The organism is Methanocaldococcus lauensis (assembly GCF_902827225.1).
GTDB classification, from domain to species: Archaea; AGJL01; Methanococci; order Methanococcales; family Methanocaldococcaceae; genus Methanocaldococcus; species Methanocaldococcus lauensis.
In genome coordinates this window covers 250,682-273,755 of the sequence record NZ_LR792632.1, presented here as the reverse complement: position 1 = coordinate 273,755, position 23,074 = coordinate 250,682, and the positions used below count along the sequence as shown (strand labels likewise).

General features: G+C 29.2%; 20 protein-coding genes and 1 pseudogene. 11 read left to right on the top strand and 10 right to left on the bottom strand.

Annotated elements, in window-relative coordinates; genetic code table 11:
• Positions 1–55: 55 nt before the first annotated feature.
• Together carB (KMP69_RS01570) and carB (KMP69_RS01565) are read left to right on the top strand one after the other, a co-directional pair.
• Positions 56–1,489, top strand: coding sequence for a carbamoyl-phosphate synthase large subunit (gene carB / locus KMP69_RS01570; RefSeq protein ID WP_214400223.1), 1,434 nt, complete (start codon positions 56–58; stop codon positions 1,487–1,489).
• Positions 1,490–1,502: 13 nt separating this feature from the next.
• Positions 1,503–3,365 (top strand): carbamoyl-phosphate synthase large subunit, encoded by a 1,863-nt coding sequence (carB, locus tag KMP69_RS01565; protein WP_214400222.1) that lies wholly within the window; start codon positions 1,503–1,505, stop codon positions 3,363–3,365.
• Between the two features lie 6 nt (positions 3,366–3,371).
• Here the strand turns inward: carB (KMP69_RS01565) and KMP69_RS01560 are convergent, their stop codons facing one another.
• The 4 genes and pseudogenes from KMP69_RS01560 to KMP69_RS01545 all read right to left on the bottom strand — a co-directional run bounded on the left by KMP69_RS01560 (position 3,372) and on the right by KMP69_RS01545 (position 6,864).
• Positions 3,372–4,124 (bottom strand): DUF499 domain-containing protein, encoded by a 753-nt coding sequence (locus KMP69_RS01560; RefSeq protein ID WP_214400221.1) that lies wholly within the window; start codon positions 4,122–4,124, stop codon positions 3,372–3,374.
• Positions 4,125–4,335: 211 nt separating this feature from the next.
• Positions 4,336–5,203, bottom strand: a pseudogene (locus tag KMP69_RS01555) (ATP-binding protein).
• Between the two features lie 269 nt (positions 5,204–5,472).
• Positions 5,473–6,246 carry a TatD family hydrolase gene (locus KMP69_RS01550; RefSeq protein WP_214400220.1) on the bottom strand — a complete coding sequence of 258 codons (774 nt, stop codon included), beginning with the start codon at positions 6,244–6,246 and terminating at the stop codon, positions 5,473–5,475.
• Between the two features lie 27 nt (positions 6,247–6,273).
• Positions 6,274–6,864, bottom strand: a complete 591-nt coding sequence (locus tag KMP69_RS01545) for a SagB/ThcOx family dehydrogenase (RefSeq protein ID WP_214400219.1) — start codon at positions 6,862–6,864, stop codon at positions 6,274–6,276.
• Between the two features lie 179 nt (positions 6,865–7,043).
• Between KMP69_RS01545 and KMP69_RS01540 the strand changes: the two genes are divergently transcribed.
• Both KMP69_RS01540 and KMP69_RS01535 read left to right on the top strand, forming a co-directional pair.
• On the top strand, positions 7,044–7,502 hold the full coding sequence (locus tag KMP69_RS01540; protein ID WP_214400218.1) for a hypothetical protein: 459 nt from the start codon (positions 7,044–7,046) through the stop codon (positions 7,500–7,502).
• 134 nt (positions 7,503–7,636) lie between these two features.
• Positions 7,637–9,535: a beta-propeller domain-containing protein gene (locus KMP69_RS01535; RefSeq protein WP_214400217.1), complete on the top strand. Its 1,899-nt coding sequence runs from the start codon at positions 7,637–7,639 to the stop codon at positions 9,533–9,535.
• A gap of 88 nt (positions 9,536–9,623) precedes the next feature.
• Here KMP69_RS01535 and fdhF read toward each other — a convergent pair whose 3' ends face one another.
• The 3 genes from fdhF to KMP69_RS01520 all read right to left on the bottom strand — a co-directional run bounded on the left by fdhF (position 9,624) and on the right by KMP69_RS01520 (position 13,582).
• Positions 9,624–11,648 (bottom strand): formate dehydrogenase subunit alpha, encoded by a 2,025-nt coding sequence (gene fdhF / locus KMP69_RS01530; RefSeq protein ID WP_214400216.1) that lies wholly within the window; start codon positions 11,646–11,648, stop codon positions 9,624–9,626.
• 215 nt (positions 11,649–11,863) lie between these two features.
• Positions 11,864–12,379: a 3'-5' exonuclease family protein gene (locus tag KMP69_RS01525; protein ID WP_214400215.1), complete on the bottom strand. Its 516-nt coding sequence runs from the start codon at positions 12,377–12,379 to the stop codon at positions 11,864–11,866.
• Positions 12,380–12,418: 39 nt separating this feature from the next.
• Positions 12,419–13,582, bottom strand: coding sequence for a geranylgeranyl reductase family protein (locus KMP69_RS01520; protein WP_214400214.1), 1,164 nt, complete (start codon positions 13,580–13,582; stop codon positions 12,419–12,421).
• A gap of 95 nt (positions 13,583–13,677) precedes the next feature.
• On the opposite strand from KMP69_RS01520, the gene KMP69_RS01515 reads away from it, so the two are divergent.
• From KMP69_RS01515 to KMP69_RS01485, 7 genes are all read left to right on the top strand, one after another.
• Positions 13,678–14,952, top strand: coding sequence for a cation:proton antiporter (locus tag KMP69_RS01515; RefSeq protein WP_214400213.1), 1,275 nt, complete (start codon positions 13,678–13,680; stop codon positions 14,950–14,952).
• Between the two features lie 72 nt (positions 14,953–15,024).
• On the top strand, positions 15,025–15,657 hold the full coding sequence (locus tag KMP69_RS01510) for a cobalt-precorrin-7 (C(5))-methyltransferase (RefSeq protein ID WP_214400212.1): 633 nt from the start codon (positions 15,025–15,027) through the stop codon (positions 15,655–15,657).
• Positions 15,650–16,024 (top strand): fluoride efflux transporter CrcB, encoded by a 375-nt coding sequence (gene crcB, locus KMP69_RS01505; protein ID WP_214400211.1) that lies wholly within the window; start codon positions 15,650–15,652, stop codon positions 16,022–16,024. The genes KMP69_RS01510 and crcB overlap by 8 nt, the downstream gene beginning before the upstream one ends.
• Positions 16,025–16,069: 45 nt before the next feature.
• Entirely contained in the window at positions 16,070–16,420 is a 351-nt protein-coding gene (locus tag KMP69_RS01500) for a DUF190 domain-containing protein (protein WP_214400210.1), read from the top strand.
• Positions 16,392–19,193 carry an STT3 domain-containing protein gene (locus KMP69_RS01495; RefSeq protein ID WP_250543610.1) on the top strand — a complete coding sequence of 934 codons (2,802 nt, stop codon included), beginning with the start codon at positions 16,392–16,394 and terminating at the stop codon, positions 19,191–19,193. Before KMP69_RS01500 ends, KMP69_RS01495 begins: the two co-directional genes overlap by 29 nt.
• Positions 19,194–19,264: 71 nt before the next feature.
• Positions 19,265–20,395, top strand: a complete 1,131-nt coding sequence (larC, locus tag KMP69_RS01490; protein ID WP_214400209.1) for a nickel pincer cofactor biosynthesis protein LarC — start codon at positions 19,265–19,267, stop codon at positions 20,393–20,395.
• A 1-nt stretch (position 20,396) separates the two neighbouring features.
• Positions 20,397–20,927, top strand: coding sequence for a tRNA (cytidine(56)-2'-O)-methyltransferase (locus KMP69_RS01485; RefSeq protein WP_214400208.1), 531 nt, complete (start codon positions 20,397–20,399; stop codon positions 20,925–20,927).
• Between the two features lie 37 nt (positions 20,928–20,964).
• On the opposite strand, the gene KMP69_RS01480 is transcribed toward KMP69_RS01485, so the two are convergent.
• From KMP69_RS01480 to KMP69_RS01470, 3 genes are read right to left on the bottom strand one after another with little or no spacing between them, the layout of a single operon-like run.
• Positions 20,965–21,858 (bottom strand): hypothetical protein, encoded by an 894-nt coding sequence (locus KMP69_RS01480; protein WP_214400207.1) that lies wholly within the window; start codon positions 21,856–21,858, stop codon positions 20,965–20,967.
• Positions 21,815–22,432 carry an archaetidylserine decarboxylase gene (locus tag KMP69_RS01475; protein WP_214400206.1) on the bottom strand — a complete coding sequence of 206 codons (618 nt, stop codon included), beginning with the start codon at positions 22,430–22,432 and terminating at the stop codon, positions 21,815–21,817. The genes KMP69_RS01480 and KMP69_RS01475 overlap by 44 nt, the downstream gene beginning before the upstream one ends.
• 16 nt (positions 22,433–22,448) lie before the next feature.
• Complete coding sequence (locus KMP69_RS01470) at positions 22,449–23,066, bottom strand: OB-fold nucleic acid binding domain-containing protein (protein ID WP_214400205.1); 618 nt, start codon at positions 23,064–23,066, stop codon at positions 22,449–22,451.
• Positions 23,067–23,074: the final 8 nt, after the last annotated feature.

Here is a 23,074-nt window from a genome sequence, read left to right as displayed (position 1 = left end):
CTCTTATTTGAAGTTTATATATTTTAATTAGGTTTAATAAGTGTGGTGAATATTGATGGAGAGTATTAATAAAGTTATGGTTTTTGGTTCTGGACCAATAGTTATTGGACAGGCAGCAGAGTTCGATTTTTCTGGTTCTCAGGCTTGTAAAGCTTTGAAAGAAGAGGGAATTTATACTATTTTAGTTAATTCAAATCCCGCAACAATACAAACAGATATTGAAATGGCTGATAAAGTTTATTTAGAGCCATTACATCCAAAAATAGTTGAAAAGATTATTGAAAAAGAGAGACCAGACGCTATTTTACCAACAATGGGAGGACAGACTGGGCTTAATTTGGCTTTGGAGTTACATAGAAGAGGAATTTTAGACAAATACGGAATAAAATTATTAGGTTCAAATATAAGAACGATTGAAATAGCAGAAGATAGAGAGCTTTTTGCTAAGGCAATGGCTGAAATTAACGAGCCAGTTACAAAGTGTAAGGCAGTTAATTCAGTTGATGAGGCATTAAAATTTGCTGAAGAAATTGGTTATCCAGTTATTGTTAGACCTGCATTTACATTAGGAGGAACTGGTGGAGGAATAGCCCACAATGAGGAGGAGTTAATAGATATTACATCAAAAGGTTTAAAATATTCTATAATTAACCAAGTTTTAATCGATGAGAGTGTTTTAGGTTGGAAAGAATTTGAGTTAGAGGTTATGAGAGATAGAAAAGATACATGTATTATTGTTTGTGGTATGGAAAATATAGATCCAATGGGAATACATACAGGAGAGAGTATTGTTGTCTCTCCAATACAGACATTACCAGATGAGTTTTATCAAAAATTAAGGAATGCGGCTATAAAAATTATAAGACACTTGGGAGTTGAAGGAGGTTGTAATATACAGTTTGCTGTAAATAAGGAAATGACTGAGTATAGAGTTATTGAAGTTAATCCAAGAGTTTCAAGAAGTTCAGCTTTAGCAAGTAAGGCTACTGGTTATCCAATAGCAAGAATTGCCGCTAAAATAGCAATTGGAAAAACATTGGATGAAATATTAAATGATGTTACTAAAGAGACACCAGCAAGCTTTGAGCCTACATTGGATTATGTAGTTGTGAAAATACCAAGATGGCCATTTGATAAGTTTAAAACTGTAGATAAGAGATTAGGAACGAGTATGAAATCTACTGGGGAAGTGATGGCAATAGGTAGATCTTTTGAAGAAGCTTTACAAAAGGCTATTAGAAGTTTAGATATCGGAAGATTGGGATTAATTGGAGATGGAAAGGATAAGGATTACAGTGAGGAAGAAATTGAAGATATTTTGAAAAATCCAACTGATGAGAGGATTTTTGTTATAGCAAAGGCATTAGAGAAAGGTTGGAGCGTTGAAAAAATCTGTGAATTAACAAATATTGACGAATTTTTCATTAGAAAGATTAAGAATATTGTTGATATGAAAAATGAGTTAGAAAAACTTAAAGAGAATTTTTAAATATGGTGGTTCTATGGATAAAAAGAATAAATTGAAAGAAATTTTATTAAAGGCAAAAAAATTAGGATTTTCTGATAAACAGATATCTCATTTGTTAGGATTAGATGAAAAAGACATTAGAGAGTTGAGAAAGAAACTTGGAATAGTTCCAGTATATAAAATGGTAGATACCTGTGCCGCAGAGTTTGAGGCTAAAACTCCTTATTACTACTCTGCATATGAAACTTATGTATATAAAGAACAGGATGAAAGTAATCCCTCAGACAGAAAAAAGGCTATTATTTTAGGTTCTGGTCCAATAAGAATTGGTCAGGGAATTGAGTTTGACTATTCAAGTGTTCATGCAGTCTTAGCATTGAAAGAAATGGGAATTGAGGCAATAATTATAAACAACAACCCAGAGACTGTTTCAACAGATTATGATACATCAGATAAACTCTATTTTGAGCCAATAACTTTTGAAGATGTTCTAAATATAGTTGAAAAAGAAAAAGAGAGAGGAGAGTTTTTAGGAGTTATTGTCCAATTTGGAGGACAAACAGCAATAAACTTAGCTATGAAGTTAAAGGAGGCTGGTGTTAATATATTAGGAACGAGCCCAGAAAATATAAACGTTGCTGAAGATAGGGAAGAGTTTTCTAAATTGTTAAAGAAATTAGGAATTCCTCAAGCAGAAGGTGGAACAGCTTTTACAAAAGAAGAGGCTTTAAAGATAGCTAAAAGAATTGGATATCCTGTCTTAGTTAGACCTTCCTATGTTTTAGGAGGAAGGGCAATGCAGATTGTTTATAGTGAGGATGAGTTAATAGAATATATGGAAGAGGCTGTTAAAGTTTCAGAGGAACATCCTGTATTAATTGATAAATTTTTGGAAGATGCTATTGAGTTAGATGTCGATGCTGTTTGTGATGGAGAGAGTGTTTTAATTGGAGCAATAATGGAACATATTGAAGAGGCAGGAGTTCATAGTGGGGATTCAGCAACAGTAATTCCTCCTCAAACACTACCTAAGGAAATTATTGATAAAGTTATAGATTATACAGCAAAGTTAGCAAGGGAGTTAAATATAGTAGGATTATTAAATGTTCAGTATGCAGTTAAGGATGGAGTTGTTTATGTTTTAGAGGCTAATCCAAGAGCTTCAAGAACTGTTCCTTATGTAAGTAAATCTATTGGTATTCCTTTGGCTAAGTTGGCTACAAAAGTTATGCTTGGGAAAAAGTTGGAGGAGTTGATTAAAGATTACAACAATGTTGTAGAAGTCTCTGAGAAAGTTTGGATTGCAAAACCAAAGTATGTATCAATTAAAGAGGCAGTGTTCCCATTCCAAAAACTGCCAGGAGTTGATCCTGTCTTAGGACCAGAGATGAAATCAACAGGAGAGGCTATTGGAATAGATAAAGACTTTGGTAAAGCGTATTATAAAGCTCAACTATCAGCAAATATGGAGCTGCCAATAGTTGGGAATGTATTTATTAGTGTTAGAGATAAAGATAAAAAACATATTGTTGATATTGCTAAAAAATTACATGAACTTGGATTTACAATATATGCAACAGAAGGAACTGCTAAGGTTTTGAGAGAAAATGGAATTCCAGCAATATTAGTTAAGAAAATCTCTGAAAGTCCTAATGACAACATTTTAAAGTTAATGAAAGATGGAAAGATACACTTAATAATAAACACTTCCTCTGGTAAAAAGGCTAAATCTGATGGATATTATATAAGAAGAGCGGCGGTTGATTTAGGAATTCCATATATAACTACAATTCCCGGGGCAAAAGCGGCTGTAAAGGCAATAGAATCTGTAAGAACTGGGGAGTTAAATGTCTATTCCTTAAATGAACTTGATGCAAGTATAAAGAAAAGAGAATAATTATTACTATGGATGGAATGGGTAGCTTTTTATCATCTTTTCTCTGTATTGGGATTTATTTATTAAAATGCCCTCTCTTTCATAATAGTCGATAAATTCATCCACAATGTTTTTTACATCTTCTTCATCAATTCTTTGGAATAACCTTCTTCTTATAACTTCATAGATTTCCTCTCCAGAAACTGGAGTGTAGATTTTCTCTATTTTTCCAACAACCTTTTGGAGTTTTGCTAATAGTTCTTCTGCAACCTCTTCATCTGCATATTCAAGGACACTTGCTGGTAGAGTTATGACAAGGAGGGTATTGCTGAGAGATTTAACTGTTTCAGTTAGTTCTTGAAGGAATGCAATTGTTTGAGAGGCTAAGTTTATATCTCCAACTTTTATTCCTCTTGCTTTAACTACGTATGCTAAAACCTCATCCATTAAGATTAAAACAGTCTCATGCTTTTTTAACAATGCCCTTAACTTCTCACTTCCTGGAGATATTGGTGAGTTTAAGGTTTTTATTTCTCCTTCAAGCTGTTTCTCAATCTCTCCCCATAGAGTTCCTGTTATTTTATTATCTACATTCTCTGGAGTTATTGCAGTTCCAACAATTATGGTAATCTTTGCCTTTATTGGTTCTATATCTGGGATATATTTTTTAGCAATCTCTGGGTTTTTGAATGTGTGGTAGAGGACAATTAACGAATGGGTTCTCCCGCCCCCAAATGGTGTTTGTATTTGAATTATTGGCTCTCCTCCTTTTCCTTTCAATATCTTTGAGGCAATTTTTATTAGAGATTTTAGTCCAGAGGTTAGATATGTCTTTTTGAAGAATAACTCTGGGTCTCGGTAGTCTTCAGCACCCTATTTTAATAAACCTCCCACAAATCAGCAGCAAATCCATTCTTAATCTTCCCTCTAAGATATTAAGATATCTTTGTGTGGGACAGCTACTAAGTGGAACGGTTTCATAATCTCCCACTTAAATAACTTTTCTTATAGCATACCATTTTTTTATTGAAGTTGGTTTAATTATAAATTATACCATTGATAACATCATAAAATAAAATTTCATTTTTTATCAAAAATTTAACCTCATCCATAAGATTGTTTTTTATTATATCGTTGATATCAACTTTTATTTTATCTTCAAATAATTTCAAAGCTTTTTCTAAATTTTCAATCTCAAATTCCTTTTGAGTAGATATTAAATACAAAATCTTATTTCTCTCAATATTAATCCACTGTTTTATTGCTTCTTTAACAGATAAACGTAATTTTTTATTGTTTATTAACTGTGCAATTTCATAAGGTAAAATGTAGAATTTTGATAAATCTCTTCAATGAATAGAGTGTCAGAGGTTAAGCATATAACGTGGCAGAGATGTCTAACCTTTGTTAAATGGACAAATAGATTAAATAACTCATTTAATAATGATTTTCCATTATCATTTCCATTGAAATAGATGTTTTTTAATTTCTGCAATTCATCTATTATTAAAATTGGTTTTTTACCATCTTTTATAACAGTTTCAATACTTTCATAGATTTTATCAAAAACATCATTTAAAGATAAATTATTAAAGTCAAATTTATTTAAAAGATATTTCTTATCTCCTTTTTCAAAAAATATTTTTAAAAATTCTTCCTTTGTAGGAGTGGCATATCTCCTTAAATCATAATAGAAAAATACTATATCCTCCCTTTTAGATAGTTCCTCTATAACCCTAAGCATTACTGTCGTTTTGCCAGAAGATTTTGGCCCATAAACAAACAATATTGAATTCGGCTCTAATAAACAATAAATTTTTTAAAAAATTTACTTCTTCCTCTCGATTATAAAATTTCATTATTTCCACCCGAATATTTATTAAAAAAATAAAAATACAATCTTATAGGGAAGTATCCCAACCATAGGGGGCTATGCCCCCTATTGGTATACCCCCGAATATTTGCCTTTTTTGTTTAATTTTGAGTATCTCAATAGGGCGAAGCCCTATGGTTCGGGATACTCCCGATGCATTGCTTCCTTTAGGAAACAATGCCTCTTTTTATTAAACTAATACAATCTTATGGGGGAGTATCCCAATAGAGGGGGCATAGCCCCCTCTATGGTTATTTATTCTATATTTAACTTAAACAACTCTACAGCATTTTTATGAGCTACATTTGTGATAATCTCCTTCTCAATATTGTTAATTTTCATTTTTAAAACAGTTCTTGGAACTGCTAAGACATCAGATGCATTTGAAGAGCAATCACTATTTAACAATATCTTGTTTGCAAAATCTTTATATTCTTTAACTATTTCAACAGCTTCTAATGGAGTTAATTTTCCTGGCTGTATAGTTAATCCTACATAAAACCCTTTATCTAAAACCCATTTTGTTGTTTCTTTATTGCAATGTTCTATAACTATATTTTTATTTTTTAGATTTAGAGTATCTATTTCCTCCAGTATTATTTTAGTTACTTCTTCCTTATTTCTTCTTGGGGTATGAACTACAGCAGGCATGTTTAATTCTTCTGCCAACTTTAACTGCTTTATAAAAACTTCTTTCTCTTCCTTTGTGGCTTTTTCTAAACCAATCTCTCCAATACCTACAACTTTATCATATTTTACATATTCATTTTTTATTTTATTTAATGCTTCATCTATCTCTGGTGGAATAGCTCTTGGATGAACCCCAACACAAATAAATAAATTTAATCCTACTTTTTTAGCCCTCTCCAACTCATTGATTAATATTTTTTCAACATGTGCCTCCCAAACTTTAACATTTTTCATTTCAAATGGATCATGTGCCAATGTTATAACAGCATCTAAGCACATTGCCATTAACTCTAAATCCTCTAATCCCCTTGTATCTGAATGGATGTGAGTGTCTATCATATTCTCACCTATTTTTTTAAATACATTTTATTCCTCTGAAAGTGGAACTCCTACGGGCATTAATAGTAATGGATATTCATCAATGCCCAATATATTTTTTATTTCACTGTCATAAAATGCTCCTACTGACACAGTTCCCAATCCTAATGATGTAGCCATTAAATAAATATTCTGAGCTACATGTCCCACTTCCATATAAACATATCTAAATCCTCTATCTCCATAAACTCTTGTGGTTCTTTCAAAATCAGCGGCTATTATTATAACAATTGGAGCTACGGCAATAAACATCTGTTTTAATGATGCCAACGCTAATTTTTGCCCTACTTCTTCATCTAAAATTCTAACTATTGAATGTTTCTCTGGGATGTACTTATAAACTCCCTCCTCAAGATTTACAACATCCCTAACATTTACATAAATTTCTAATGGATATGTAGCTCCAGCAGATGGGACTGTTTTAAATCCTCTACTGTCAGTTATTCCATATGCGGCAAATAACAAATGGGATAGTTCCTTTAAAGTTAATGGAGTAGAACTGTATTCTCTAATAGACCTTCTTTTTAATAGAACATCTTCTAACTTTATCTCTTCAATTTCTGGTAGTAATATTTCCATATCTATCACTCTCTGATTATTAAATAAACAAAATATTTATTCCTTAGTCTTTATAAATATTATGTGATTGACAATTTTTAATTTTTTTGGTTTAACAGAAGAAAAGAATTTTTAATGATATTTTAAGAGCAATAAAATTTTTAAATGAAATATTTATATATAAGATTAACAAAATTAAATTGAAAATTGCAGAATATTATAGAAACTTAATATCTTTTGAAAATAACAGAACATATATTGAAGCATCTAATTTATTTAAAAAAGAAATGGAATTAATAAAAGGAAAATCTGGACTATTAGAGAAAATTATTATCAACCTATATGGGTTTATATCTGATTATGGAGAATCATTAGCAAAACCAATTTCTATATCGATAATTTTCATTTTTATTGTATACCCAATATTATTGTCTAATATTAGTTTAGGGTCAGTAATTAGTAATTGTATAAAATTCATAATTAAGCCAAATTATTATATTCACCTTTCATTAGAGCCTTTTAAAAACTTAATATTATACTATAACATATTACTTGAACAAACATTAAGAGCATTTTTCCAGTTAGGAATTAATTATGATGCTATAAATCAAACATCTGATAAAATACTAAAACACCAATTAAAAACATTATACTCTTGAGAGCCTGTTATAAGAATCATCTCATTGAGTTTGTTAGGTAGTTTATTTATAGCAATTAAAAGAAAATTAGAAAGAAAATAATAAATAATTTAATATAACACTATTTTAATATTGAATAATTTTTTGGTGATAATATGAAATGGAAAATTTTTCTTTTAATTTTTGTAATTTGTTTTGTAGCTTTTTGTGGATGCACATTTAACAAAAACAACAATGTAGAGGAAAATCGTGAATTCAAGGTGGTTCCTGCAAATGAAAAAACATTTAAAGAATTTGTTAAAAAATCAACAAATAATAATTATTATGGAGTTTATAATATATTTAGTGGTTTTAAAGTAGCGGCAACTAATGTAAAACAAAATGTAAATATAGAAGATATAAAATTTGGAGTTTCTCTAGATTCAAATATTGTAGAAAGATATTCAAAAACCAATGTGCAAGTAGAAGGAATTGATGAAGCAGACATAATAAAAACTGATGGAAATTATATTTATTTCACACCATTATGGAGTTATATTGTAAAATCTAATCTAAACTATCCCTATTCATACAGAGTAACATATATAATAAAGGCTCTTCCACCAGAATCAGCAAAAGTTATTAATAACATTTCAAAAGGAGGAAATCTATACCTATACAAAGATAATCTAATAATAATTAACTATAACAAAATATTAAACTACAATGTCTCAAATCCAAAAAATCCAGTATTAAAGTGGGATATGGATTTAAATGGCTCTTATGTGGATTCAAGGGTTTATAATGGAAAGTTGTATTTAATTGTATCAAAAAATGATTTAATCTGCCCAATCATTTGGAACGATGTAAAGATAAACTATAACAAATATTACATTCCAATAGTTCCAAACTCTATATTAAATAATTTTGATAGAACCTATATAATATCATCAATTGACATAGATAGCGGGAAAATAAATAATGTAATTGCCACATCCGGAACTTATGATACAACAGTGTATATGTCTAAAAATAATATATACTTTGCATATCATCTAATACCAAACGAAAACAAACTATTCCTTAACTTTTTAAAAGAAAATTCTCATAAATACTTCCCAGAAAATATTGCCAATCTAATTGATAAAATTTTAGAGGATAAACTCTTTGGAGATGAAGCAAAGTTTGTTGAAATTAGAACAATATTGAATGCATACTTCAAAACACTCCCAAGTGAAGAAAGATTAAACTTAATAAATAAAATAAACAAGGATTATGAAATATACCTTGAAAAACACTGGGAAGAATTGGAAAAAACTGGAATAATGAAAATAGATATAAATACATTCGAAGTTAAAAGTGGAAGCGTTCCCGGAAGATTAATAAATCAATTTGCAATGGATGAACATAATAATTATTTAAGGGTGGCTACAACAATTGGAAACTATTGGAAATTCAGAGATAAGACTACAAATAACATATATGTTCTCGATAAAAATCTAAATATAGTTGGAAAACTCACCAATCTTGAAAAAGGAGAGAGAATATATGCAGTTAGATTCTTAGGAGATAAGGCATTTGTAATTACATACAAAGAGACAGATCCATTACTTGTGATAGATTTGAAAAATCCAAAATCTCCAAAACTACTTGGAGAATTGAAAATTCCTGGATATACAACATACTTACATCCAATAGGGGATAATAAACTTATAGGCATAGGAAAGGATGATGATGGAAGAATAAAAATATCCTTATTTGATGTGAGCAATTACAGTAATCCAAAAGAGTTAGATAAATACAAACTTCCTGAATATTGGTCTCCAGCCCTTTACAATCATCATGCGTTTTTATGGGATGAAGATAAAAATATAATGGTAATTCCAGTAGAAACTCACGCTTATATATTCAAAATTGAAAATGATAGAATAACAATGGTAAAAGATGATAAACATAAATCAAATGTTTTAAGGTCTTTGTATATTAACAATTATATCTATACTTTCTCAAACAATGAAATGCATATAATTGATGAAAATAATTGGAGTGTAATTAAAAAAGTTGATTTTACATAAAAAATCAAAGAATAGAAGCTGTTTATAATCAACTTCTGGAATATATTCATAAATTTCTCTTTTAACTACATTCTAAGGAATAATGTCATTAAATTTTCTCAATTTTTACAGCACATACTTTAAACTCTGGAATCTTACAGTTTGGATCAAGGGCTGGATTGGTTAATTTATTTACAGGAGTTTCTGCAAAATGGAATGGCATAAATACAACTCCCTTTTTAATATCTTCAGTTATTCTTGCTTTTACTATAACTTCACCTCTTCTTGATGACACCTTAACTAAATCATTATTTTTAATGCCTAATTTTTTAGCATCTTCTAAATTTATTTCAATAAATCCTTCATTTATCTCATTTGTTATATGCTCACATTTCCTTGTCATTGTTCCTGTATGGAAATGGAATATTATTCTTCCAGTCGTTAAAAAAAATGGATATTCTTTATCTGGTAACTCATCTGGTTCTTTGTATTCAACTGGAAATATATTTCCTAAACCATCTGGAGTTAAGAATTTTTCAGTATATAAGATAGGAGTTCCTTTATGATTTTCATCTGGACATGGCCACTGTATTCCATCAACTCCCAATCTCTCATAAGTGATTCCTGCATATTGCGGAGTTACTTTTCTAATCTCCTCAAATACATCTCTTGGAGAATTGTAATTAAACAACTCTTTATATCCCATTTTTTCAGCAAGTTTTTTTATTATTATCCAATCCTCCAAAGCCTCTCCTGGTGGATTTACAGCCTTATTAATTTTTTGGACTCTTCTCTCTGTATTTGTGAATGTCCCATCTTTCTCCGCCCAGCATGCCGCTGGAAGAACAACATCAGCAAGTTGAGCAGTTTCAGTTAAGAATATATCCTGAACTATTAGGAAGTCAAGGGATTTTAATGCTTTTTCTACATGATTTATATCCGGATCAGAAACCATAGGATTTTCTCCCATTATATAGAGGCACTTTATCTCTTTTCCAGCTTTTTCAATCATTTCAGGTATGGTTAAACCAGATTCATTATTTAACTCAACTCCCCACAGATCTTCAAATTTTTCATAAGCAATATTTACTTTTTGATAACCTGGGAATACATCAGGTAAAGCCCCTAAATCGCAAGCTCCTTGAACATTGTTTTGTCCTCTTAGTGGATTAACTCCTGTTCCTCTCTTTCCTATATTTCCAGTTATCATTGCTAAATTGCATAATGCTTTAACAGCATCAACACCATGTGTGAATTGAGTAACTCCCATACAGTAAAGTATTGAAGATCTCTCAGCACTTCCATACATCTTCCCTGCTTTTATAATTAATTCAGGAGAAATATTACATATTTTTGAAACATACTCTGGGGTGTATTTTTCTACAACCTTTTTTAAATCCTCAAATCCTTTTGTTCTATTTTTTATAAATTCCTCATCTATTAACCCCTCTTTAATTATAACGTTCATTAAACCATTTATAAGTGCTACATTTGTTCCAGGATTTATTTGAAGGAACAAATCAGCATTTTTTGCAGTTATCGTTTTTCTTGGATCAACTACTATTATCTTAGCTCCTTTTTCTTTTGCTCTAACAACTTTTCTTGCAATTAATGGGTGTTGTTCAAAGGTGTTAGAACCAATTATTAATATACAGTTGGCATCTTCAATATCTTCAATTGAATTGGTCATGGCACCAGACCCAAAGGCTTCCCCCAAACCTTTAACAGTTGCTGAGTGTCAAAGCCTTGCACAGTGATCTATGTTGTTAGTTTTTAAAACAGTTCTTGCAAACTTTTGGAAAACATAGTTGTCTTCATTTGTGCATCTTGCAGATGCGATAAAACCAATCTCATCTGAAGAATATTCCTTTAACTTACTTGCAATGAAATCTAAAACTTCTTTCCAAGTAGCTTCAACAAACTCTCCATTCTTCTTAATTAATGGTTTTTTTAATCTATCTTTGCTATGTATAAATTCATAGCAGTAATTTCCTTTAATGCAAGCTTTTCCCTCATTTATAGGATGCCTTTTGAATGGATAAGTTCCTACAACCTTATTATCTTTAACAATTAAATCAATTCCACAACCTATTCCACAATATGGACATATTGTATGAACAATATTTAATTCCACAACTATCACCAATTTCTATTTTTGTAATTGGGAAGCCTTTGGGTCTTTTTTCGCCACCTGCTCCCAAAGAGGGTTCGCAGAGTGGCGGGTGCCCTTAGTATTAAAAAAGAAAAAATAAAAAAATTTTTAATTTAAAAATATAATATAGAACTATCAAAAAAGTTTTTAAACTTTAGAGATTAATCCAGTATTTTGTGAATATTCTTTATAATCTTTTATAAAAATTCTATATATGCTTCAGTTTCATTTTTTATGTATTCCTCAATTTTATCATATTGTTTATTTTCATACCACTCTTTTATAAATCCTCCATTATATTTCTTTTTTGTAAATCTATTCAAACTCGCTCCTCTAAATTTTCCATTGTTTAATAAAACAACAATCGGTTTTAGATCAATATATGGTCTATTATAGTAAATTTCTCTACTTGTAAGTTTAACTCCAAGATATTTATTAAATTTTGTCATTAAAAACTCCCATTCAAAATTTAAATTAAATCCTACTGGAATAAAGTCCCAAATACTTTTATCTTCACTAAAAAATTTCTTATAAAATTTAAAAACAATATCCCTCTCTGAAGATTCCCATTCTTTTAGTATTTTCAATTTTCCTTTTGGTTTTCCAGATCTTAAATCTATCCTTTGATACTGTATCGTTATAATTTTATCTGTTTCTGGATTTGACTTATCATTTGGAGAGTACGTCTCTATATCAAAATAATATTCAGCCATGTTCTCCCATTTTATTAAGTTTTATTTTAATTTTTCTATTTAAAACAAATCCTTTAAAATCCTAAAACCTAAATCAAAACTTAAAGATTTAAAAATTTTCATAATCAAAGGAGTTTGTATGTCCATATCTCCATAATTATTTATATAATCTATTAAATCACTTTTTGCCAATTTTTCTATAATTTTGTCTAATGTGTCATTTTCTAACTTTAAAAAAACATTTCTAAGAAGTAATCCTCTTTTTATTTCTTTTCCAAAACTTTCTTTCCACAGTTTGTCATAAAGCTCTAACCCCTCAATCTCTCCATTTAAATACTTAGTTATTACTTCTCCAGCAATTTTTCCTCCAATTGCTCCAAAACATAACCCTCCCCCACTCAAAGGTTTTATATGGCATGCGGCATCTCCAACTAACAAAACATTGTCTTTAACTGTTTTATCTAAATAACCAATTGGTAAAGAACCAGTAGAAAATTCAGTTATTGTTGCTTTCTCCAATATCTCCCTTGCAACTTCATTTTCATTTATAAATTTTAAAAGTTTGTTGTAGCAGTTTCCTTTATCTACTAATCCAACTCTAACTCTATCATTTCCCATAGGTATTATCCAGGCAAAAAAATTTTTTGAATACTTTTTATCCAAAAAAACATAGACAAAATCATCATCACAATTAGCATTAACCATCTCAAACTGACAACTTGACAAAATCTCCCTTTTTTTATTATTAACCAAACCTAACTTTTTACCTGTTAAACTTTTAGAGCCATCAGCTCCAACTATAACTTTTGGATGCAATTTTATCTCTTCTCCCAAGTGATTTATTTTCACATAATAACCATTTTTACACTTTTCAATCTCACCATAAGCTTTTAATAAAAAATCACATTTTTTTGACGCTCTTATAGCAATATCTTTGTCCATAACTTTTCTCTCAAAAACATAGGCTCTAATCTCTTCATTACCTATTTTTATCATATTATTTTTTGAATAAACACAAGCCCCTCTTACTTTATTAATGCAACCTTTTGGATTTCCCAATTCCTTAACTCCTCTTTTGCTTATCAAACCTGCACACTGCAGAGGAACTCCTATACTTTGATGCTCCTCAACAATAAGAACTTTATAGTTTTTTATGTTTTCTCCTGTTATACAGCCAATTGGACCTCCACCAATAACAACAACATCGTAATCTTCTTTATACAAATTTATCACCAGCATAGAAAGATTTATATTATAGTTAAATTTAGTTCTAATAGTAAAATCCAAGATTACCTAAAAATTGTTTAAATGGTGAAATTATGGATATTGCTCTATTTCTTGGATATATGTCAGTTCTTTTTGCTGGGGGTTCTATAATAGCAAAAATTGCTAAAAAGATAGGAATTCCAGATATTCCTCTATTGTTAATATTTGGACTTATTTTATCAGCTTTAAATGTTATTCCAAAGAATATTGTTGCAAGTTCTTTTGACTTTATAGGAAACTTTGGGTTAATAATTTTATTGTTTATAGGTTCTTTTGAAATGGAATGGAATGTTATGAAGAGAGTATTGGACGTAATTGTAAAACTTGATATATTAGCGTTATTAATTGTCTGGATTTTATCTGGAGTAGTATTTAACTTTGTCTTCCATCTTCCAATTTTATCATTAATTGGTTTGTTGTTTGGTGCTATAGTCTCTGCTACTGACCCAGCCACTCTAATACCAATATTCTCTAAGATGGACATAAATCCAGAAGTAGCAATAACATTGGAAGCAGAGAGTGTCTTTAACGACCCATTAGGAATTGTTGTAACGTTAATATGTCTATCAGCTCTTGGTTTAGCTAAATCTGAGAATCCAATTCTTGAATTTATCTCATTGGCTGTTGGAGGAATTATATTGGGACTAATTGCTGGTAAGTTTTATGAATGTATTATATCAAAAATTAAGTTTGAAGATTATATTGCTCCATTTACATTGGGTTTGGCTATTGCTTTTTGGTATTTTGCTGAGGGAATATTTCCATCAATAACTGGCTATGAAATTAGTGGATTTATGGCTGTGGCTATAATGGGGCTTTATATTGGAAATGTTATAGCAACTAAAAAAGAACATAAAGAAGATATGAAAAGAGTCTCAATATTTTTGGATGAGTTATCAATATTCATTAGAATACTAATCTTTATATTATTGGGAGCAAGTATCTCAATGCCTCTATTAGAAAAATACGCTGTTCCAGCACTTATATGTGCATTAGGTTCAATACTCTTAGCAAGACCAATTGGGGTTTTAATAGCTACAGCTATTCCACCAATTAGACCACTTGCTGAAAGAATCTACATAGCCTTAGAGGGACCAAGGGGGGTTGTTCCAGCAACATTATCAGCGATGGTTTATACTGAAATTATGAAGCATCCCAATATAGTTCCAAAGAGCGTGGCAAGTTTGATGCCCCCTACAGAATTAGCTGGAACTATATTAGTAGCAACTTTTATGACAATAATAGTTAGTGTTATATTGGAAGCTTCTTGGGCAAAACCTTTGGCAGATATATTACTTAAAAATAAATCATCTGGAAATAAATATTAATTTATATTAAATTTCTTTTAATTCATTTAAATTTAATTTTTTATAAACCAAAATTAAAAGACCTGTGAAATTATGATCTACATCGTTGGAATAGGACCAGGAGATAGAGAGTTTTTAACTCTAAAGGCATTAAAAATTGTTGAAAATGCTGATTTGATTGTAGGAAGTAAAAGAGCCTTAGAGTTGTTCAATATAGATAAGAATAAAAAAATAACTCTATCAAAAAATTTAATTGAGGAATTAAAAAATATCTTAAAAAATGAGAATATAAAAAACAAAAAAATTGCTATACTCTCTACGGGAGATCCATGCTTTAGTGGATTGCTAAAAACATTATTGAAAATTGGAGTTAGTGAAAAAGACATTGAAGTAATTCCGGGAATTTCTTCTGTTCAAATAGCAGCTGCAAGGTTAAAAATATCATGGGAAGATTACAATATTATAACTCTTCACGGAAAAGAAGAAAACTTAAAGAATCTATTAAATTTGCTAAAGAAAAAAGAAAAAGTTATTTTTCTACCAAACGATTTAAAAAAAGACGTAAAATATTTAATAGAAAATGGAATAGACCCAAATACTAAAATTTGGGTACTTGAAAATATAACATATCCTAATGAGAAAATTAGTTTAAAGTCATTAAAAGATATTACCAAAGAGAATTTTTCTTATTTAACAGTCTGTATATATAGGGGAGAAGATGATTAGAGAATTACTATTAATAGGAATTGGTGGATTTATTGGGGCCATATTTAGATTTTTAATTTCTGGGATTATCCCTACTAAATTTAATTTACCTACAGGAACATTGTTAGTTAATTTAATAGGTAGTTTTATATTAGGTTTTTTAATGTATAGTTCTATACTGCTTCCTATATCTAACGAATATAAATTGTTACTTGGAACAGGTTTTTGTGGAGCATTAACTACATTTTCAACATTTTCTTATGAGACATTTAATTTAATTTCTGAAGGTTTATTTTTAAATGCTTTAATAAACATATCAGTCAATGTCTTAGGATGTCTAATTATGGTTTATTTTGGAAGGGTTGTAGCTTTAGCTATCTTTAAATAATTGTTTAAATAATTAAATATTTTTAACTTAAATTAGGTGATATCTGTGAGAATAAATGCAAAAATCTTAAGAATATTTCTAAAAGAAGGGGATAAATATGAAGGAAAAGTAATGTATAAATATATTGTTAGTATGCTAAAAAAAGAGGGTATTAGTGGAGCTACAGTTTATAGAGGAATATACGGTTATGGTGTTAGAGGCATTAGTGACTTTGACATATTTAGATTATCAATAAATCTACCAGTAGTCATAGAATGTGTTGATATTGAAGAAAACATAAATAAAGTTTTACCTAAGCTATATGAAATCATAAAAGAAAATGGTTTAATAGTAATAACTGATGGATATGTTTATAAAGGTGAAAATTATGAGCAAAATGTTGGAGAAAATAAATAATTTATTTAAAGAAAAAGGTTGGATAAAAATTTTATTAATTGTATTAATGTTAATGTTTATTAGTTTTCAACTAAGGGCACAGCCAGCAGATATGAAATTCGCCCAAGATAACGAATTTTTAAAAAAGATGTTTTCTGATGAGCATGGAAGGATGTATCTTTTAGCGTTGGATCCTTACTACTATCTAAGACTAACTGAAAATCTCTATAATCATGGACACTGTGGCGAAACAATAAAAATAATAGATGGAAAACCTATGCCCTATGACTTATATCAATATGCTCCACCAGGGCATCCTATTTCCTGGGAACCTCCAGTAATTTGTTTAACTACGCTATTTATCTATTATATGTGGCATTCTATCGACGCAACAGTAACAATTATGAATGCCGCTTTCTGGGTTCCAGCTGTCTTAGGTATGTTGTTGGGAATTCCAATTTATTTCATAGTTAGGAGAGTTACAAACAGCAATATTGGAGGTATAGTAGGGGCTATTGCTTTAATATCCTCTCCTTCATTACTATACAAAACTTGTGCTGGCTTTGCAGACACTCCAATATTTGAAGTACTTCCAATATTATTCATAGTGTGGTTTATTCTTGAAGCAATCCATAATCAAGGAAATACAATATTATTCAATAGAGATATAAAAAATAATTTAAAAAAACCTATTTCCTTATTCGTAATTGTTGCAATATTATTTGAATTAATTGTTGGGTTTTATCTAAATATAACTACTGGAGAGAGCATAGTCTTTGCATCAATATTATTCTACGCAGTATCCTTAGCATTTGTAATAGTTGGTTTAATAGTATCTGGAATTAAAAAATTAAAAAATGAAGATGTAGGCTTTGAATTATTTGCTACAATGGCTTTAATATTGACAGTTGTGGCACCAAAAATGTGGGGTGCTTGGTGGTATGGATTTGATGTTATAACAGCTTTCTTAATAGTTTATACAATAGCGTTGATATTATTAAAATCTCAAACTACTATAAAAGAGATTATGGATGTTAAAAACTTTAAAAATGTAGTTTATTTATCAATCTTCTACATAGTAGGTTCTTTTATTCTATTAACGGCAACTTATGGTTTAAATATAGCAATTTCTCCAATTACAATGCCTTTAAGTATGAGTCAAGTTCTTTCAACTTACTCATTAACAACTGGATGGCCCAATGTATATACTACAGTTGCAGAGCTTGCAAAACCAAGTTCATTTAATGAAATATTTATAAATGCTATTGGGTCAACAACTATAGCGATTGCTGGAATTCTTGGAACTATACTGTCATTTATTTCATTAAGACAAGAAAAAATTAAAATTGATATAAAATATGCAATTCTATTGGCAATATGGTTGGGTGTAACACTATATGCGGCAACAAAGGGTATTAGATTTGCTTCCCTGGCTACTTCTCCATTGGCTATTGGTTTAGGAATCCTTGTAGGACAGATAGATAGATTACTAAAAATGAAAAATGAAATGGCATTGTTTGGATTGGGAATCCCAGTAGGAATATTTGGATCAATAGTATTATTAAAATACATTAACAAAATTCCTGAAATATTACTTCCTACAACTTATGTTCCAATAACTGCCTATGGATTTTTAATAGTATTAGGTTTATTGGCTATTTATAAAATTTTAGACATCTATACTTCAATAAACAATAAAAAGGATGCTATAATTAAAATATTATCAATATTACTATGCATTGGAGTGGTAATCCCTCCTCTCGCTAACGCAGTTCCATTTTCACCAGCTCCAACATTCAACAATGGATGGAAAGAGGGCTTAGATTGGATAAAAGAAACTACTTCAAAAAATTCAGTAATAACATGTTGGTGGGATAATGGGCATATTTATACTTACGAGGCTCGAAGGATGGTAACATTTGATGGAGGTTCCCAAAATAGCCCAAGAGCTTACTGGGTCGGAAGAGCTTTCGCTACATCTAACGAAAACCTATCTATTGGTATAATTAGAATGCTTGCTACAAGTGGAGATGCGGCATTTGAAAAAGGTAGCGTTTTGATGAATTATACTCACAACAATGTTTCAAAGGTTGTAAAAATATTGAACGAAATTTTACCAGTAAATAGAAGTTATGCCTATGAAATATTAACTAAAAAGTATGGTTTAAGTGATAAAGAGGCTAAGATGGTTTTAAATGCTACTCATCCAGAGCATCCTAATCCTGATTATTTAATAACTTACAATAGAATGACTGATATTGCCCCAGTTTGGAGTATGTTTGGTTTCTGGAACTTTTCTTTACCACCAAATACACCAAATGATAAAAGAGAAAAAGGAGCTTTCTTTAAGGGAAAATCATTTGTATTAAATAACCATAACAACACTGTAATACTTGCAAAGGTAAATCTAAATGGATATGATTATATTACCCTAATAAATGGTACAAAAATAACAACAATTATCATTAAATATATTAATGGACAACCTCAACCTGTTGGAACATTCAAAATCCATAAATTGTATATTAAAACTCCATACGGTGTAAAAGAGTTTATAATAAATAAAGATGGACAGTTATCAGAGTTTATTAGAATAGAACCATACGGTAGAGGTTGGGCGTGGTTATCAACAAGAAACTTAGAAGATAGTATCTATGCTAAGTTACATTTCTTAGATGGATATGGATTGAGGCATATAAAATTAGTCAAAGCTACAATAGACCCAACAAACTTTGGAGTTCAGCCAGGGTTTAAAATATATAAAGTAGATTATGGAACTGACTACTTAAAATAAATTTTTAAATTTTTTAAAATTTTATTTTAAATTTTTACTTTTTTATTTATTTAAAAAATAGAGGGGATTTTATGTATATTTTGGATCCTTTTTCAGGAATTAGTGGAGACATGTTTTTATCAGCTATGATAACCTTTGTTAATAAAGAAGAACTTGTAAATACTATTAAAAAAGTTGTTGATGTAGATATTGAAATAAAAAAAGTTAAAAAATGCCATATTATTGCAAACAAAGTTAATATAATTCCAAAAGATAAAGATTATAAAATGAACTCTTACAAAGAAATTGTTAAAGTTATTAAAGGGGCTAATATTTCAAAGAATATTAAAAATATTTCGTTAGATATATTAAAAATATTATCTGAGGCGGAAAGTAAAGTTCATAATGTTAAAATTGATGATGTTCATTTTCACGAAATTGGAAATTACGATACAGTTGCCGACATTGTTGGAGCGTCCTATATTATAAATAAATTAAAGTTAAAAGATAACTGCTTTTATAGACCAATAAATGTTGGAAACGGTTTTGTAAAAACAGAACATGGTTTATTCCCAGTTCCTGCTCCAGCAACATCTGAAATATTAAAAGGAATGAAAATATTTTTTTCAGATATTAATGAGGAATTAACTACTCCAACAGGAGCGGCGATAATAAAATATCTAAATCCAAAATTAATTGAAGATAGTTTTATAGTAAAAGAAATTTCTTATGGTGCTGGAGATAAAGATCTAAAAATTCCAAATGTTTTAAGAGTATTTAAAATAGAAGATAAAGTATTGGAGGAAATTGTATTATTAGAAACAAATGTAGATGATGTTTCGCCAGAAGTTTTAGGATATTTATATGAGGTTTTAGAAGGGAAGGTTAAAGATTTGCACTTTATTCCTACATATATGAAAAAAAATAGACCATCTTATACAATAAGAGCTATTGTTAAAAAAGATTTAGTTAATGAGGTTTCTAAAATTATAATGAGAGAGACAGGAACTTTGGGCATTAGAATTTATAAAATAAATAGAATAATTGCAAATAGAGAATTTAAAACAGTCAAAGTATTTGATGATGATGTCAGAATAAAAATAGGAAAAATAGATGATGAAATAATTTCTGAAAAACCAGAATATGAAGATTTAAAGAAAATTGCTAAGAAATATAATATTCCATTAAAAGATTTATATAAATTTATTATAAAGGGGAATTAATATGGTTGTTGAGGTTTTAAGATTAGGACATAGAGGAGATAGAGATAAGAGGATATCTACACATGTTGCCTTAACTGCAAGAGCTTTAGGGGCTGATAAAATAATATTTACAGTTGAAGATAAAGATGTTGAAAGTAGTGTTAAAAAAGTCGTTGAAAATTGGGGTGGTGATTTTAAATTTACTGTTGAAAAGAATTGGAGAAGATATATTAGAGAATTTAAAAATAGAGGAATAGTAGTTCATTTAACGATGTATGGTGCAAATGTTAATGAGATAATGCCAGAAGTTAGGGAGTTGAGTAAAGATAAAGATATATTAGTTATAGTTGGTGCAGAAAAAGTTCCAAAGGATGTTTATGAGTTGGCAGATTACAATATATCTATTGGCAATCAACCTCATTCTGAAGTAGCCGCTTTAGCAATTTTCTTAGATAGACTATTTGAAGGAAAAACACTTTATAGAGATTTTGAAAATGCAAAAATAAAAATTATTCCATCCAATGATAGAAAGGTAGTGATAAGAAATAAGTGAATTTTTAATAAAATATTAAGAATGAAAGATAAAAAGTTTATAATATTGAAATTATCTCCTCAGAAGCATCCGTAGGTTCCTTAAATCCATTATATACATCTTTAACTACTTTCCTTATAAATTTAATCTTATTTTCTTTAATTTTACAACTTTGAATACATAGAGGGCAATAATTTAAATAGAATTCATCTTTTTTCATCTTCATTGGAAAGAGTTCAAAAAAGTTTATAATTATTCCATTAGAATATTTAAATATCTTATAATCTAAGCAAGATGTAAAAATATACCCCTTTAAATTACTTTCAATTATTCTATCCTTTAAAAATCCACATGGAAATTTATTTATAAGATATTTGATTTCTTCTTTTGTTAAATTTAAGTCTAAAAATTCATAATTAACATTTTTTTGTTTTAAAAAATTTAAAATTTTCTCCTTAGATTTATTAGGGACTAAAGCAGGAAAATTGTAAATTATTACTTTAACATTAAAAATATTATTTAAAATATTAAGAGTATGTAAGTCATACTGACAGTGAATTAAGCATATTATATCTTTCTTTTTCTTAGGGATTTCATTGTATAAAAAATAGTTACAGATATCTTGAATTACCTCATCATCTCTAAATAAGGATTTTATTAATTTTACTCTCTCTTTAAACAACATATAGTCAGTGATATCTTCAACTTTTATAATTTCAAAATTTTTCAACTCTTCTTTTAGTTTTCCAACTACCCATCCTCCAGGTCCTATAATCGTAGATTTGTCACTTCTATTTTTTGTATAAATTGTTAATATATTATTATCAATTTTAACATCTACTATATCAAACAAAGCTTTATTTAACCCTAAACTTTCTCTAATTTTTAAGACTTTCTCTTTAATTTCATTAATTATTTGTATTTTTGACTGCGATAATTGTCTGTCCTGCATAAACTCTCTCTCCTATTTTAACTTTTATAGTGTAATTAGTTGGGATTATTACAGCTGTTTGAGAGCCAAGTTTTATTTTACCAATTCTTTCTCCTGCATATATATAATCTCCCTCTTTTATATTTAAAACACATCTTCTTGCTACAAAGCCAGAAATTTGTGCAACTCCTATATAGTCAGAACCATTTTTTATTATAACAATGTTTCTCTCATTAACTTTTTCAACATCATCTAAAAATGCTGGGTAAAAACTACCGTCTATATGCTTTATATATACAACTTTTCCACTTATTGGAGCTCTATTTACATGCACATCCAAAGGAGACATAAAAATGCCTACAATATAACAACCATTAGGAAAGTACTTTGAAACATTTAAAACATAGCAATTACCATCTTTAAAAACTTCAGCATTTCCATCTTTGTAGTATTTGATATACTCTACAGTTCCATCTGCTGGAGATAAAATAATATTATTACCTTTAGTTATATCCCTATCTGGATCTCTATTAAAATAAACCGTAAATAACAATAATGAACAAACAGCAATAGCAAAGAATTTTTTATACTTCATAGATATTCACCGTTTATTATTTAGATGTCTCATGAGATTCACACCATTTACATTTCTCATAGCCTAATGCTTTAGCATCTTCTTCAGAATAAAAATATATAATATTACTTTCTTTTAATCTTTTCCCATAGGGACAGTTATTTAAAGTGTGATACTTTTTACCATACTTTGAAGCATATATATTTGTAGGAGTTGGAGATAGATAAATGTCTCTATTAAAGTTTCTCTTTTCAATTAGTTTAAAGTTATTAATATTACCTAAAATAATTTGATATTTTCCATTATATACTGTAACCTTTCCTCTAACTTCTACATAATCCCCTTCTTTAATCATTGGATTATAACTCAATATATAATTTAATAAATCCTCTCTTGTTTTACCAAACGCTACAATATCTAAGTTTCCAGTTCCATCATTTATTACGATTCTTGAAATATTAATTACATGCCTATATTTGTCTCTCTTTAATTTTAAATCTTGGATATATCCTTTTATAATAACATAGTCCCCTTCTTTAATATCACATATTTTACTTTCTTTTGGTTGTATAGGGTTTAAAAATAGATATGTAGTAGATAGAATTACAAAACAAGTTAAAGCAAAAAGGATTATATTTTTCTCATTTAGTTTCATTTAAACAC